The sequence below is a fragment of the Nostoc sp. KVJ20 genome, from assembly GCF_001712795.1.
Classification (GTDB): domain Bacteria; phylum Cyanobacteriota; class Cyanobacteriia; order Cyanobacteriales; family Nostocaceae; genus Nostoc.
Genome location: NZ_KV757582.1, coordinates 48,562 through 62,209, shown reverse-complemented (window position 1 = coordinate 62,209; position 13,648 = coordinate 48,562). Strand labels below are relative to the sequence as shown.

General features: G+C 39.5%; 10 protein-coding genes. 8 read left to right on the top strand and 2 right to left on the bottom strand.

Annotated features, from left to right (window positions below; all coding sequences use genetic code 11):
* The 8 genes from A4S05_RS08315 to A4S05_RS08280 all read left to right on the top strand — a co-directional run.
* The coding region (locus tag A4S05_RS08315) for an acyltransferase domain-containing protein (RefSeq protein WP_141699671.1) at positions 1-1,742 on the top strand (1,742 nt) is incomplete at its 5' end.
* Positions 1,743-1,871: 129 nt separating this feature from the next.
* Positions 1,872-5,966, top strand: a complete 4,095-nt coding sequence (locus tag A4S05_RS08310; RefSeq protein ID WP_069069357.1) for a non-ribosomal peptide synthetase — start codon at positions 1,872-1,874, stop codon at positions 5,964-5,966.
* A 267-nt stretch (positions 5,967-6,233) separates the two neighbouring features.
* Positions 6,234-7,613 (top strand): cytochrome P450, encoded by a 1,380-nt coding sequence (locus tag A4S05_RS08305; RefSeq protein WP_069069356.1) that lies wholly within the window; start codon positions 6,234-6,236, stop codon positions 7,611-7,613.
* Between the two features lie 44 nt (positions 7,614-7,657).
* Entirely contained in the window at positions 7,658-8,539 is an 882-nt protein-coding gene (locus A4S05_RS08300) for an SDR family oxidoreductase (protein ID WP_069069355.1), read from the top strand.
* Between the two features lie 2 nt (positions 8,540-8,541).
* On the top strand, positions 8,542-9,573 hold the full coding sequence (locus A4S05_RS08295; RefSeq protein ID WP_069069363.1) for a sucrase ferredoxin: 1,032 nt from the start codon (positions 8,542-8,544) through the stop codon (positions 9,571-9,573).
* A gap of 25 nt (positions 9,574-9,598) precedes the next feature.
* On the top strand, positions 9,599-10,984 hold the full coding sequence (locus tag A4S05_RS08290) for an MATE family efflux transporter (RefSeq protein ID WP_069069362.1): 1,386 nt from the start codon (positions 9,599-9,601) through the stop codon (positions 10,982-10,984).
* A 119-nt stretch (positions 10,985-11,103) separates the two neighbouring features.
* On the top strand, positions 11,104-11,328 hold the full coding sequence (locus A4S05_RS08285) for an MbtH family protein (RefSeq protein WP_069069354.1): 225 nt from the start codon (positions 11,104-11,106) through the stop codon (positions 11,326-11,328).
* Positions 11,329-11,526: 198 nt separating this feature from the next.
* Positions 11,527-12,390, top strand: coding sequence for an oxidoreductase (locus A4S05_RS08280; RefSeq protein WP_069069353.1), 864 nt, complete (start codon positions 11,527-11,529; stop codon positions 12,388-12,390).
* Positions 12,391-12,761: 371 nt separating this feature from the next.
* Here A4S05_RS08280 and A4S05_RS08275 read toward each other — a convergent pair whose 3' ends face one another.
* Positions 12,762-12,980, bottom strand: coding sequence for a hypothetical protein (locus tag A4S05_RS08275; RefSeq protein ID WP_069069352.1), 219 nt, complete (start codon positions 12,978-12,980; stop codon positions 12,762-12,764).
* 206 nt (positions 12,981-13,186) lie between these two features.
* Positions 13,187-13,615 (bottom strand): hypothetical protein, encoded by a 429-nt coding sequence (locus tag A4S05_RS08270; protein ID WP_069069351.1) that lies wholly within the window; start codon positions 13,613-13,615, stop codon positions 13,187-13,189.
* Positions 13,616-13,648: the final 33 nt, after the last annotated feature.

The window sequence follows — 13,648 nt, the reverse complement described above, 5'->3', positions numbered from 1 at the left end:
GCAGGGGGGCAGGGGAGCAGGGGAGAAAGTATCAATTGTTGGTAGTTTCTGCCAAAACTAGCACAGCTTTAGAAACAGCTACAGCTAATCTAGTCAGGCATCTTCAAGAACATCCTGAAATTAACCTCGCAGATGTCGCTTACACCCTACAAGTTGGTCGTCAAGCATTTGAACATCGGCGTATATTAGTATGTTGTAACCAAAACGATGCCGTAGATGCTGTAACCAGCCAAAATCCGCAACGTGTATTTACCTACCACCACAAACCCAGTCACCGTCCAGTTATCTTCATGTTTTCTGGACAAGGGACGCAATATGTCAACATGGCGCGGGAACTCTACGAAGTTGAAACTACTTTCAAAACACATGTTGATACTTGCGCCGAGATTCTTCAGCCCCACCTAAATCTTGACATCCGCCAGATACTTTTTCAAGACGAAACAAAAGTTACCGAACAACTACAACAAACCGCCCTTACTCAACCAGGATTATTTGTTATTGAGTATGCCCTAGCTCAATTATGGATGGAATGGGGAGTACATCCAGAAGCAATGATTGGACATAGCATCGGAGAATATGTCGCTGCAACCATTGCGGGTGTCTTTTCTCTAGAAGATGCTTTGGCTATAGTTGCCACTAGGGGACGACTGATGCAACAGTTGCCCACAGGTAGTATGTTAGCAATTCCATTACCAGTAGAAAATTTGCGATCGCTGTTAACTGATGATACGCAAATTGCTGCGGTTAACAGCCCGTCTTCTTGTGTGGTTTCTGGTAAGAGTGAAGCTATAACTGCACTGCACAATCAATTATTACTCAAAGGAATTGAATGTCGAATGTTGCACACATCTCACGCTTTTCATAGTGAAATGATGCAACCGATTGTGCCAGAGTTTGTTGAGGTTGTAAATCAGGTAAAACTGAATGTGCCAAGTATTCGCTTTATTTCCAATGTGACTGGGACTTGGATTAGTGATAGTGATGCGACTAATCCCAGCTATTGGGGTGAACATTTGCGCCAGACTGTGCGTTTTTCTGATGGTATATTACAACTTTTGCAATTTGAGGGTGTTTTTTTGGAGGTAGGGCCGGGACGAACGTTAACTACTTTGACAAAACAGCATTTACAATCTGATTCTAAACAACTGGTGGTGAATTGTTTACCCCATGTTCAGGAAGAACAATCTGATTTTGCTTATTTATTGCAAGCTTTAGGTCGGTTGTGGTTGTTTGGTGTTGAGATTGATTGGTCTGGATTTTATCTTCATCAACAACCTTTGCGTTTGCCTTTACCTACTTATCCTTTTGAACGTCAACGTTATTGGATTGATGCAAAATCATCATCACCTTCTTTTAGTAGCGAACCAATCGCATTACATGAAAAACCTTCTAGTCAATTAGATTCATCCTATTCCTATTTCAGACCTAATATCAGTAATTCCTATGTTGCTCCGACTAATGAGTTGGAAAAACAAGTTACTGAAATATGGCAAGAAGTTATTGGAATTGCACAAGTTGGTATTTACGATAACTTCTATGAGTTGGGAGGAGATTCTCTCATTGCAACTCAACTAGTTTCTCGATTACGAGCTAAGTTTCCAGTAGAGTTACCACTGCGTGACCTGTTAGTGCAAGCTATGATACCAGCTAAACAGGCAGAAATGATTGAACAACTTCTTCTAGAGAAGATTGAAGAATTATCGGAAGAACAGGTTGCTGTTCTTTTGGCTGGTGCATCGTAGTCTTTGAAGACGCGATAAATCGCGTCTCTACATGAGCGATAAATCGTTTCTCTACATGAGGGTTTTGTTGCTCGTTCTGAACTGTCTTTGTGTATATATTACTTAAAAAATATCAAATAATTGTTAGCAATGGAACAACAATACTCTAATTTAACCCCAGCTAAAAAAGCCCTTTTAGAAAAATGGAAGGGAGGAAAATTTAAAGCTGATACTATTCCCAAACGTCAAATATTTAATCATGTTCCTTTGTCCTTTTCTCAACAAAGGCTATGGTTTATTGACCAACTTTACCACGGGAGTTCTTTCTATAATATTCCGAGTGCTTTTCACTTACAGGGGTTACTTAATATTAAAGCACTCCAGCAAAGCTTGAATGAAATTATCAGTCGTCATGAAGTTTGGCGGACAAGTTTTACACTCGTCAATGGACAGCCAGCCCAGCAGATTACACCAGATGTAACCTGGGAATTACCTATGATCAATCTTGAGCATTTATCTGGTGGAGATTGGGAAGAAGAGATTAAACAAATTGCAGCAGAGTCAGCCAAAAAACCTTTCAATTTAGCTAAAGAGTCTTTAGTCAGGGCGACTTTATTCCGCTTAGGTGAAGAAGAACATATTTTCCTTTTGACTATGCACCACATTATTACAGATGGTTGGTCTATTGGTGTGTTTTTGAAAGAGTTGGCAACGCTGTATGCAGCATTCTCAACAAATCAGCCGAATCCCTTACCGGAACTTCCTATCCAGTATGCAGATTTTGCAGTTTGGCAACGCGATCGCTTGCAAGGTGATTTGCTCAAAACTCAACTCAATTACTGGAAGCAACAACTAAGTGGCGAATTACCCATATTACAGTTACCTACAGATCGTCCACGACCTACTATTACTAGTTTTACTGGTGCTAAACAATACTTTGCATTCTCTAAAAGTCTGACAGATGCACTCAATCAATTAAGTCAGCGAGAAGATGCCACTTTGTTTATGACTTTGCTGGCAGCATTTAACATCTTGCTATATCACTACACCAACCAAGAAGACATCCTCATCGGTTCTCCAATTGCCAACCGCAATCGAGCCGAATTAGAAAAGATGCTGGGTTTGTTTGTGAATACTTTGGTATTGCGTAATAACCTTAGTGGTAATCCCAGTTTCCGCGAACTTTTACATCGCGTGCGTGAAGTGACACTTGATGCTTATGCACATCAAGATTTGCCTTTCGAGATGCTTGTAGAAGAATTGCAACCTGAGCGAGACTTAAGCCGGAATCCACTTTATGAAGTGATGTTTGTCCTGCAAAATACACCAATGTCTGTGCAGGAAGTTTCTGGTTTAACTTTGCGTACTTTGGAGTTCGATAGTGGTACGGCTCAACTAGATATTTTTCTGTCGTTGTCTGAATCTCCAGAGGGATTGGCAGGGTGTTTGGAGTACAACACTGATATTTTTGATTCAGCTACAATTACCCAATTTATTAGACATTTCCAGACATTATTAGAAAATATTATTGATAACCAAGAGCAGCCTATTTCAGAATTATCATTATTAACTTTAAAAGAGCGATCGCAAGTTTTATTTGACTGGAATCAGACTCATGCAGATTATCCCCACGATGCATCTATTCATCAACTCTTTGAGGAACAAGTCAAGCGATCGCCTGATGCATTAGCCTTAATTAGTCAGTCTGAACAATTATCTTATCGTCAACTCAACCAAAGGGTTAATCAACTTGCTCATTATTTACAAAAACTGGGTGTCACAACAGAAACCCTTGTAGCGATATGTCTAGAACGCTCACCAGAAATGGTTGTAGGAATTTTAGCTGTTCTCAAAGCTGGCGGTGCATACATTCCTCTTGATCCTAATTATCCTCTTGAGCGCTTGAGTTTCATGCTCTCTGACTCCCAAGCTGCGGTGTTAATCACTCAACAAGAAATATTAACAAAGCTACCTGACTCTTCAGCTAAAATTGTTTGCTTGGATATTCACGAACACGAAGTTGCTCAAGAAAGTCTAGAAAACCCCATTAACACTGCAAAAGCCGAGAGTCTTGCTTACATTATCTATACTTCCGGCTCTACTGGGACTCCTAAAGGTGTTCTTGGCACTCATCGCGGTACTGTCAATGGCTTGCACTGGCTGTGGAAAACCTATCCCTTTACCCCAGGAGAAGTTTGTTGTCAGAAAACAGCTATTAGCTTTGTAGATTCAGTATGGGAAATTTTTGCTCCTTTGCTTCAGGGAATTGCTACTGTGATTATCAGTAATGCAACTGTCAAAGAACCGCAACTATTTATTCAAGCTCTAGCAGATAACAAAGTGACGCGAATTATACTTGTTCCCTCACTGCTGCGCTTACTTTTGGATACTTACAGTCATCTTACTAGAAATTTATCGCAACTCAAACTTTGGATAGCTAGTGGAGAAGCACTATCTTTGGAGTTAGTTCAAACTTTCCAAACAGTAGTGCCATTTGCCAAACTGATCAATCTTTATGGCTCATCAGAAGTTTCTGCTAATGTTACTTATTACGATACTAGTTTATTACCAGATAATTTAAATAGTGTTCCCATTGGTCGCCCGATTGATAATACTCTAGTATATGTGTTGAACAAACATTTACAATTAACACCACCAGGAATTATTGGTGAACTTTATACAGGTGGAGATGGATTAGCCAAAGGATATTTACATCGTCCAGAATTAAATCAAGAAAGATTTATTGATCACCCATTTATTCCAGGAAAAAAACTTTATAAAACAGGCGATTTAGCGCGTTACCTCAGCGATGGTAATCTGGAGTATTGTGGTCGTCGTGATGACCAAGTAAAAATTCGTGGTTTTCGAGTGGAACTAGGAGAAATTTCCGCTGCGATCGCACAACACAAAGATGTGCGAGAATGTATTATTATTGTCCACGATGCTCCTGAAGGCGATCGCCGTTTGATTGCATATTTAGTCACAGACAATCAAGATATTGCAGCACAGCTATTGCCTTATTTGCAACAAAAGCTGCCAAATTACATGATACCTGCTACTTTTGTGGTATTAGATGCGCTCCCCCTTACACCCAATGGCAAAGTAGATAAGCAAGCTCTTTCCACGGATGAAGCTATCCGCTTAAATATTACGCGATCATTTATTTCTCCCCGTAATTTTACAGAATTAGCTTTAGTAAAAATTTGGGAAAATCTTCTAAATAGCAACCCTATCGGAGTCACAGATAACTTTTTTGACTTGGGTGGTCACTCATTTTTAGCTGTACGTTTAATGGCTCAAATTCAGGACAAATTTGGGCACAATCTACCTTTGTCTACTTTATTTGAAAACCCAACAATTGAAAAACTAGCGATTATTGTCACTCAGCCATATCGTGAGGGTTCTGCTTCTCCTTTAGTAGCAATTCAACCTTCTGGTTCCAAGACTCCTTTCTTCTGTATGCATGGCGCTGGTGGAACCATTAATAACTACTTTAACTTGTCTAGAAGGCTAGGTGAAGAATACCCATTTTATGGTTTAGAACATACCCTTGGAGAAGAAGAACCAGAAATTATTTCTGTAGAAGAAACCGCAACTCGCTACCTCAAAGAAATTCGTCAAGTACAATCACACGGCCCTTATCTTTTAGGAGGTTTTTGTTATGGTGGTGTAGTTGCTTTTGAAATAGCCCAACAACTGCAAAGGCAAGGTCAAACAGTAGGTTTGTTAGTTGTTATCGATGCCATATTACCAAAAACAGCTATTAAACCCACAGATGATGATGATGCTAAGTTCTTACTCCGCATTGCTGAATCAATCAAAACCGATAATAATATCGATTTTTCCCTTCCTTTTGAAGAACTTCGGGATTTATCACTAAAAGAACAACTGCATTTAGTCAATAAAAAAGCTAATTTTATTTTTAGTGATGCAGAAATTCAAGATTTTATCCAACATTACAAACTTTTCAAAGTCCATGTCCAAGCCATGCGAGATTATATTCCGCAAGTTTATCCTCACCAAATGACTCTTTTTAGAGCTAGCGAGGAAATTATTCATGATTTTGAAAGTCCAGAATTTCAGACTAACGATCCTTTATTAGGTTGGGGTAAATATTCCCGTCTACCTATTGAAGTTGTGGAAATTCCAGGAGATCATTTCTCAATTTTTGTCGAACCTCAGATTCAGGAACTAGCTAAACAATTGAGAATCTATATCGATAATGCCTTGGATAATGTATTATAGACGAATGGCACTAATAAAAGCCCAAAGGCTTGTGTAATCTCGTTCCCAGCCTCCAGGCTGGGAATGCATTCATTGAGTCTCTGACTCAATGTCTATGGAGGCATCAGCCATTCCCATGCTCTGCATGGGAACGAGAGAAATAGGAAATCGAACTTTTTTCGACTTGTGTGTACACCGTAGCCGTAGAAGCTGAGAAACATTCAGAGCAAGGGCTGTATCTTTTCTTAGCGCCACTCTATTTATAGACAACAGGAGTCAAGAAGACTGATGAAACTACCTCCAGGGCCGAAAACCCCCTCCTGGCTACTCAATCTCCAATTTGAGACTGACCCTTTTGGCTATATGGATTCTATATCCCAAAGCTATGGTGACATCGTTACCATCATGCTTGGTTCTACACCGATAGTTTACGTTAGTAATCCCTTGGGGATAAAGGAGATTTTTACTAATACTAAAGAAATTACAGCTAGGGGTGAATTAAACCAAGATTTCGCATTTCTGACAGGAAACCAAGGAATTTTGCAACTTGATGGCTTGTGCCACAAACATCGTCGCAAGGTTTTAATGCAAGCTTTTCACGGAGATCGAATGCAAGCCTGTGGGCGGCGTATTTGCGAACTTACAGAAAAAATTATGAGTTCATTGGCTTTCGCCAAACATTTCGTCGCCTACCCCACTATTGAAGATATCACCCTGCGCGTAGGTATAGAGGTGGTGATGGGATTGCGTGAGGGAGAACGTTATGAAAAAATCAAGTATTTATTCGCTGAAATTATTAAATATCAACAATCAATTCTTTACCAACTGATGATGAAGTTACCCTTTCTCCCAAAGGGTTTAGATCGGTGGAGTCCCAGGAGATACTTACTTCATCTACGGGAGGAACTTTTCAGTTTGCTAGAGACTGAAGTTCAAGAACGTCGTCAGCAAGCAGATTCTTCACGCACTGATATGCTCAACGATCTGATATTTGCTCGTGATGAAGCAGGTGAAGCATTAAGCGATGAGGAAATACGTGACCTCCTATTATCGCCCATATTTGCAGCTCAAGATGCATCGGCAACTGCGATCGCTTGGGCTTTATATTGGATTCACCATTTACCTGTAGTTAGAGAAAAACTGCTGCAAGAACTCGATAACCTTGGTGAACATCCAGATCCCATGCATATCGTTGCACTACCTTACCTTAGTGCTGTTTGTAATGAAGCTTTGCGAATTTACCCAACTCAATTATTTGCCTTTCCCAGGTTGGTAGAGTCGCCAGTTGAGATTATGGGCTACGAGTTGAGTCCAGGAACAGTGCTAATTGGTAATATTTATCGGACACATCAACGAGAAGATTTATATCCACAGCCGCAACAATTTCAGCCAGAACGCTTTTTGAAAAAGCAATTCTCTCCTTATGAATTTTTGCCCTTTGGCGGCGGTACTCGTGTTTGTATTGGCGGAAGTTTTGCCTTATTTGAAATGAAGCTTATATTAGCGACAATTATTTCAAACTATCAACTCACCTTAGTTGACAAGCGACCAGAAAAACCAAAATTCGGCGGTTTAATTTCTTACCCAGCTAGTGGCGTAAAAATGTTTATGCATGGTCGGCGGCAGCATAAAGGACAGTCACAACCACTTGTTGCTGGCTTACTTTAGTCTCTAGAAATTGCAAATAAATATCTATTATGGAGGTAACAAATATGGCTCAAAGTAAAAAAGGCGCTGTGCTAATTACAGGGACATCATCGGGTTTAGGTCGAGCCGCTGCGCTGACGCTAGATAAACAAGGATATCGCGTCTTTGCCGGAGTCCGTACAGAAAAAGATGCGGAATCATTAAAACATGATGCATCTGGTAATTTAACTCCGATTATCCTAGACATCACAAAAGCCGAACAGATTCAATCTGCTCTAGACTTTGTTTCACTAGCAACCGACGATGAAGGATTATTTGCTTTAGTAAATAATGCTGTTGCAGTAGTACACGGGCCATTGGAGTGTGTTCCCATTGAGGATGTGAGATGGTTATTTGAAGTCAATGTGACTGGTTATATTGCCGTTACCCAAGCATTCTTACCATTGCTTCGTAAAGCTAAAGGTCGGATTATCAATATTAGTGCTGTTGGTGGCAGAGTAGCTACACCATATTTTGGACACTTGTCTGCTTCCAAGTTTGCGCTGGAATCTCTTACAGATTGTTGGCGAATGGAATTACGTTCTAGCCAAATTGAAGTTCTTTCTATCCTAGCAGGATCATTTAACACAGAAGTACATGAAAAAGTAGAGGCAAGCTATCAGAAAACCTTAGCTAATATGTCACCTGAAGCCAAAGCCATATATGGTAAAAATCAAAGAATACATAAAGAACTTACTGTAGAAGGCAATCGCAATGGAATGCCATCTGAAAAAGTCGTAGAGGCAATCTTAGAAGCCTTAGAAGCTCGCAAGCCCAAAAGACAATATTTTGTCACACCATCCAAATGGGAAACTAGACTACTTTTCCTCTATAAAAGGTTATTTTCACATGAGCATTTTTATGAAAAATTTTATGGGTTGCTACAAAAAAATATGGGATGGGATTAAATATGCAGACCCAACAAACCGACCAGTTTTCCCTAAAAGATTGTCGTTTCTGCTCATTGGTTTCTCAAGCTAATAAAGAAGACCCAATTGGAACAGCAGGTACTTGCGACTATTGGCTAATTATGGAACTTCCTCAACCTTGGTCTGCAAACATTTTTCAGGAAGATCCGCAAATCAAGCCTCTGATAGGTCTATTCCAAGAGTTAATCGGGAAGCATGGAATCAAACTAAGACCGATGTTGATTGCTCGCGATCGCGATTATTCTATCCCAAAATTTACCCGTGTCCTATATTATTACCGTCCCGCACAACAATTTTCTCAATTTGAAAAACAAGAGTTTCTTGTTCCAGAAGAGGAAGCAATTAATTTAGTCACAGCAATACTCCAACAATTAGTACAACAGCCCAACGATTTATCCAAGTTTCAGCAGTATCAGCAACAAACCAGTCACATCCGCGAACTTATGGTTTGTACTCACGCTCAAGTTGACCTTGCCTGTGGTAAATTTGGAACTCCTCTATATCGGCAATTACGCAAAGAATATGCACCTGCTGCTAATGGAAACTTAAGAGTCTGGCAAACAAATCACTTTGGTGGGCATCAGTTTGCACCTACTTTAGTTGACTTACCTCAAGGGTGCTTATGGGGACATTTAAACCCCGAAGTTCTGGATTTACTAGTCAAACAAAATGCTTCAGTTTCTAGATTGCGTCAATACTATCGGGGATGGGCAGGTATCACTAAATTTGAGCAAATCACAGAGCGGGAAATTTGGATGCAGTCAGACTGGACTTGGCGTAATTATTTGAAAGCTGGCAAAATACTGGACATAGAAAAAGTTACTCAAGATCAAGAGCCTAATTGGGCAGAAGTACGTATTGATTATGCAGCCCCTGATGGAAGTCTATCAGGTGCTTATGAAGCCAGAGTTGAAGTTTGTAGTGAAGTTATGAGTGCATTGAACTCAGCAACAGATATGGAATTACAAGCGGTGAAACAATATCGCGTCAGCCGTTTGGTCAAGATTGAGTAAACAGCAGCAAACCGAGAACTTAAAAATGACTTCACAACTACAGTCTCAAGTTACAAACGAAATCCTTCAAGGCAACCTTGTTAAATTGATGTTCAAGTTATCAATTCCTAGTACTTTAGGAATATTGATGTTTAGCTTGAACAATTTTCTTGACACTTTATTTGCAGGACAATTTATTGGTGAAACTGCTCTTGCAGGTATTACACTTGCACTGCCACTTATAGGTATAATAGAGGGATTTTCTCTCTTAGTTGGTGTTGGTTCTGGTTCTGTTCTCAGTCGAGCGATTGGTTCTGGAGATATCAAAACTCAGTCCCAAATATTTGGCAACTTAATTGTAATGGGGATTGCATTATCCCTAATTATTACCAGCATTGGGTACAGATTTGGTGAAGAGTTAATTATCTTCATGGGAGGAAGTGATGAAGTTGCTATTGCGGGTACAGAATATTTTAAAACTTATATACTGGGTTCAATATTTTATATGCTAGGGGGAGCTTCTAGCCAAATTATCAAATCAGAAGGCAAAATTAGATTATCTACAATATTTGACTTAAGTTTTGTGATAGTTAATATATTATTGAATATTTTATTTATTAGTGTTTTTCATTGGGGTATTCAAGGCATTGCTCTGGCTACAGTTATTGCAATGGCAGTGAATACAATCCTCAATTTAACTTATTTTATTTCTGGTAAAAGCTCCATTCCCGTTAATCCTAAAAAAATGGTGATGGCAATAGATTTACTACCTGCAATCTTATCAGTAGGAGTATCCGCACTACTTTTTCCAGTAATGGAATTAGTGCAAGGTTCGGTAATTTTTAAATCAATTTCTCTTTATGGTACACATCATGATCTTGCTTTTTTTGGGGCAACTACAAGAGTAGCTTCATTAGTATTTATCCCCATAGGTGGATTTGCACAGGCTTTACAACCTATTATTGGCATCAATGATGGAGCTAAAAATTATGAACGAATTAAGAAAGCTTATTTAACTTTTGCAATTATTGGTACTATTTTATTAATCTTAATTTGGATGCCTTTACAATTATCACCAACAGTGTTTTTGAAAATACTGTTGCCAGAGGTTAATTTTACAAATTATGATGTAATAAATTTTCGACTTCTTTGTGTATTAACACCAATATGGCCTTTGGCATTATTTGGTAATACTTTATTTCAAGCTAGAGGTAAAGGTAAAACTGTGTTAACAGTTATTTTAATTAGAACTCTAGTTTTAAATGTGCCGATAATACTAATTTTTGCTAACTTTTGGAAAGTAAGGGGTATATATTATGGAATGATTTTAGCAGATATTTTATTTATGTTAATTGTGTTTATATTGACATTTGTAGAACTGAAAAATTTGTGCCACACAGAATTGAAAAAGGGATTGGGGATTGGGAATTAGGGACTGGGGATTGGGAAAATTGTTCGGGGATTCTGTTAGGCAAAACCTACGCAGTATTGCACCCCGTTGGTCTAACAGAAGTAAATCAAAAGTGATTTTTAACTAGAAGAGAAGAAATTATGTATCAAGATGACAAAGAAGAGACGACAATTTACAAAGTTGTGGTTAATCATGAAGAACAGTATTCAATTTGGCCAAGCGATCGCCAAAATCCTGCTGGCTGGAATGATGTTGGTAAAAATGGTCTGAAACAAGAATGTTTGGATTACATCAAAGAAGTTTGGACTGACATGAGGCCACTTAGTCTCCGGCAAAAAATGCAGGAAAGTGGGCATAACACTTAGAAAACTTTTGCACCTTGAGCAAAATTTGATAACTAGTAGTCTGCCAACCCAAAAATGCGCTTGTGAGGACTGGGAAAAGGGTAAAGGATTTAAACCCTTTCCCCCTTCCCCCTTCCCCTTTACCCCGCCAAGTTTCCTTGGCGAACTACTAGCAACTCTAGTTAAAACTTAAAGCTTCCTAAAAATGGAGAATCTCTTATGGTAACTTCGTCTGTTTCTGAGTCACGAGTATGGTTTATCACTGGTACTTCCAGTGGTCTTGGTCAAGCATTGGCAGAGATATTGTTGGAGAAGGGAGAGGCAGTTGTGCTAACAGCACGGAATCCACAGCAGGTTCAAAATTTAGCACTCAAGTTTCCAGAACGTGCCCTAGCAGTGCAACTAGATGTGACAAAACCTAAAGAAGTGCAAGAGGCAGTAAAACAGGCAATTGCTCACTTTGGACGCATTGATGTACTTGTCAACAATGCCGGATGTGAAGTTGCGGGAGCTTTGGAAGAAATTAGCGATGTAGAAGTTCGCCGTCTATTTGAAACAAACTTTTTTGGTGTCTTAGAAACGCTGCGGGCAGTACTACCTTATATGCGACAGCAACGTAGTGGACATATCCTAAATATTTCATCAATCGCTTGCTTTGCAGCAAGTCCTGGTGGTGGAATTTATGGCAGTAGCAAACTTGCACTAGAAGGAATTTCTGGTTCATTAGCTAATGAAGTTGCACCCTTTGGCATCAAAGTCACCATAGTTGAACCTGGGGGGCTGCGTACAGATTTTTTCAGTCGTTCTTTTGTTTTAACTGAAACTCAAATTGAGGACTATAAGCCTTTAATTAGTAATATCCACCAGCGTGTACAGGAGTTAGTTGGCAAGTTACCAGGAGATCCAAAGAAAGCAGCACTAGCAATAATTCAAGCTGTTGATAGTGATAACCCACCAATGAGATTGGCATTAGGAGCAGATACAGTCGAAGCAATTGATGCTATGGTCACGTATATCAAAGAAGAAGTGGATGCTTGGAAAGAAATATCTTTGAATATTGCTTGTGAAGAAGTTTTAGCATGAACTGACAGAAGCACCGTGCTTTAAACAACGGTGTTTGTCTTTGGGGGAAAACTTTTCTAGTTACTGTACGTTCGCTGATTTTGGTCTTGTGAGGGGGAATTATATCCCTCTTTTATCTCGTTCCTATGCTCTGCATAGGAATGCCTGATTAGAGGCTCTGCCTCTAGTCAGATATTGAGTCAGAGACTCAATGAATGCATTCCCAGCCGGAGACTGGGAACGAGGAATATGCTTATCAATACAGCACTTACGGCAGCTATGAGGTACATCCCCAAATCTGAAAGCTTTGAAAGTAGAGGGCAAGGAGAAAAACTGTATTGCATAATAGCCGGAAGCGCTGTAATGTGGGAAAAATTTTGAACCATAAATGTCTATTGAACGTTTAATTCCTCTTGTACGTATGTATTGTTTTGATTTCCATTTTGTTCAGTGGAAGATGTGATCTCTTCCAAAATTTGAATTGCTCCACTAATCCGTAGTAAGGTATCCCGCAGATTGGCTTGTTTCGTCTCTAAGTCTGCCATGAGTTTTTGTCCTGATACCAATTCTGCTTTGAGTTCAGCAAGGCGTTTTTCCAGTTGTTCTTTCATTATTTAATTATCCTTTTTTCTCACTCTCGGAACACATTGAAGGAACATGAGTAAAAACTATTCAGAGGATGTTTGAAAAGTCTTTTTGTCAGGATCAAAAATTTTAGATCCTCCTAAATTGCCCGATAAATTGGGGGACTTTGATTTCGTCCCCCTTATCAGGCTACGGTGTACACACAAGTCTTAAAAACCTAGCTTGATAAGGGCTATGTTCCTTTAACTTTTAGATTCAGAGACATAAATGTACCACTACCGGAATATTGGGGGGTAGCATCGGGTATGGGACTGGGTACAGAGGGTTGTTGTGCGGGAAGCATTACTTGAAATTTGGCTTTAAATGATCCGCCTTTGAGCAATACAGGTTTACCAGCAGATTTGGTCTTTTTAGCTTTTTGATTACCAGCAAGAGATTCAATCGAAAGTATCCCCACTCCAGGAATAGTATATTGGGGGGTTATATAACTACAACCAGGAACGATGATTTTTTTCTCGTCGCCATCTACACAGACTACTTTCTGGTTAATTTTATCCTTGCCTGTGCCAATTAAATCTCCTGGACGCACGGTGACAATGGCTTGTCCAAAAGTGGGGTTAAACATGGCTTTATCGCCAGTGATGAGAATGAAGTCAGCCATAGAGTCATATTGAGTTTAAAATTTATTTTGATC

Excerpts from the sequence above, each read along its gene's own strand:
- A4S05_RS08310 (WP_069069357.1), top strand. The coding sequence starts at position 1,872 with ATGGAACAACAATACTCTAATTTAACCCCAGCTAAAAAAGCCCTTTTA.
- A4S05_RS08305 (WP_069069356.1), top strand. The coding sequence starts at position 6,234 with ATGAAACTACCTCCAGGGCCGAAAACCCCCTCCTGGCTACTCAATCTC.
- A4S05_RS08300 (WP_069069355.1), top strand. The coding sequence starts at position 7,658 with ATGGCTCAAAGTAAAAAAGGCGCTGTGCTAATTACAGGGACATCATCG.
- A4S05_RS08295 (WP_069069363.1), top strand. The coding sequence starts at position 8,542 with ATGCAGACCCAACAAACCGACCAGTTTTCCCTAAAAGATTGTCGTTTC.
- A4S05_RS08290 (WP_069069362.1), top strand. The coding sequence starts at position 9,599 with ATGACTTCACAACTACAGTCTCAAGTTACAAACGAAATCCTTCAAGGC.
- A4S05_RS08285 (WP_069069354.1), top strand. The coding sequence starts at position 11,104 with ATGTATCAAGATGACAAAGAAGAGACGACAATTTACAAAGTTGTGGTT.
- A4S05_RS08280 (WP_069069353.1), top strand. The coding sequence starts at position 11,527 with ATGGTAACTTCGTCTGTTTCTGAGTCACGAGTATGGTTTATCACTGGT.
- A4S05_RS08275 (WP_069069352.1), bottom strand. The coding sequence starts at position 12,980 with ATGAAAGAACAACTGGAAAAACGCCTTGCTGAACTCAAAGCAGAATTG.
- A4S05_RS08270 (WP_069069351.1), bottom strand. The coding sequence starts at position 13,615 with ATGGCTGACTTCATTCTCATCACTGGCGATAAAGCCATGTTTAACCCC.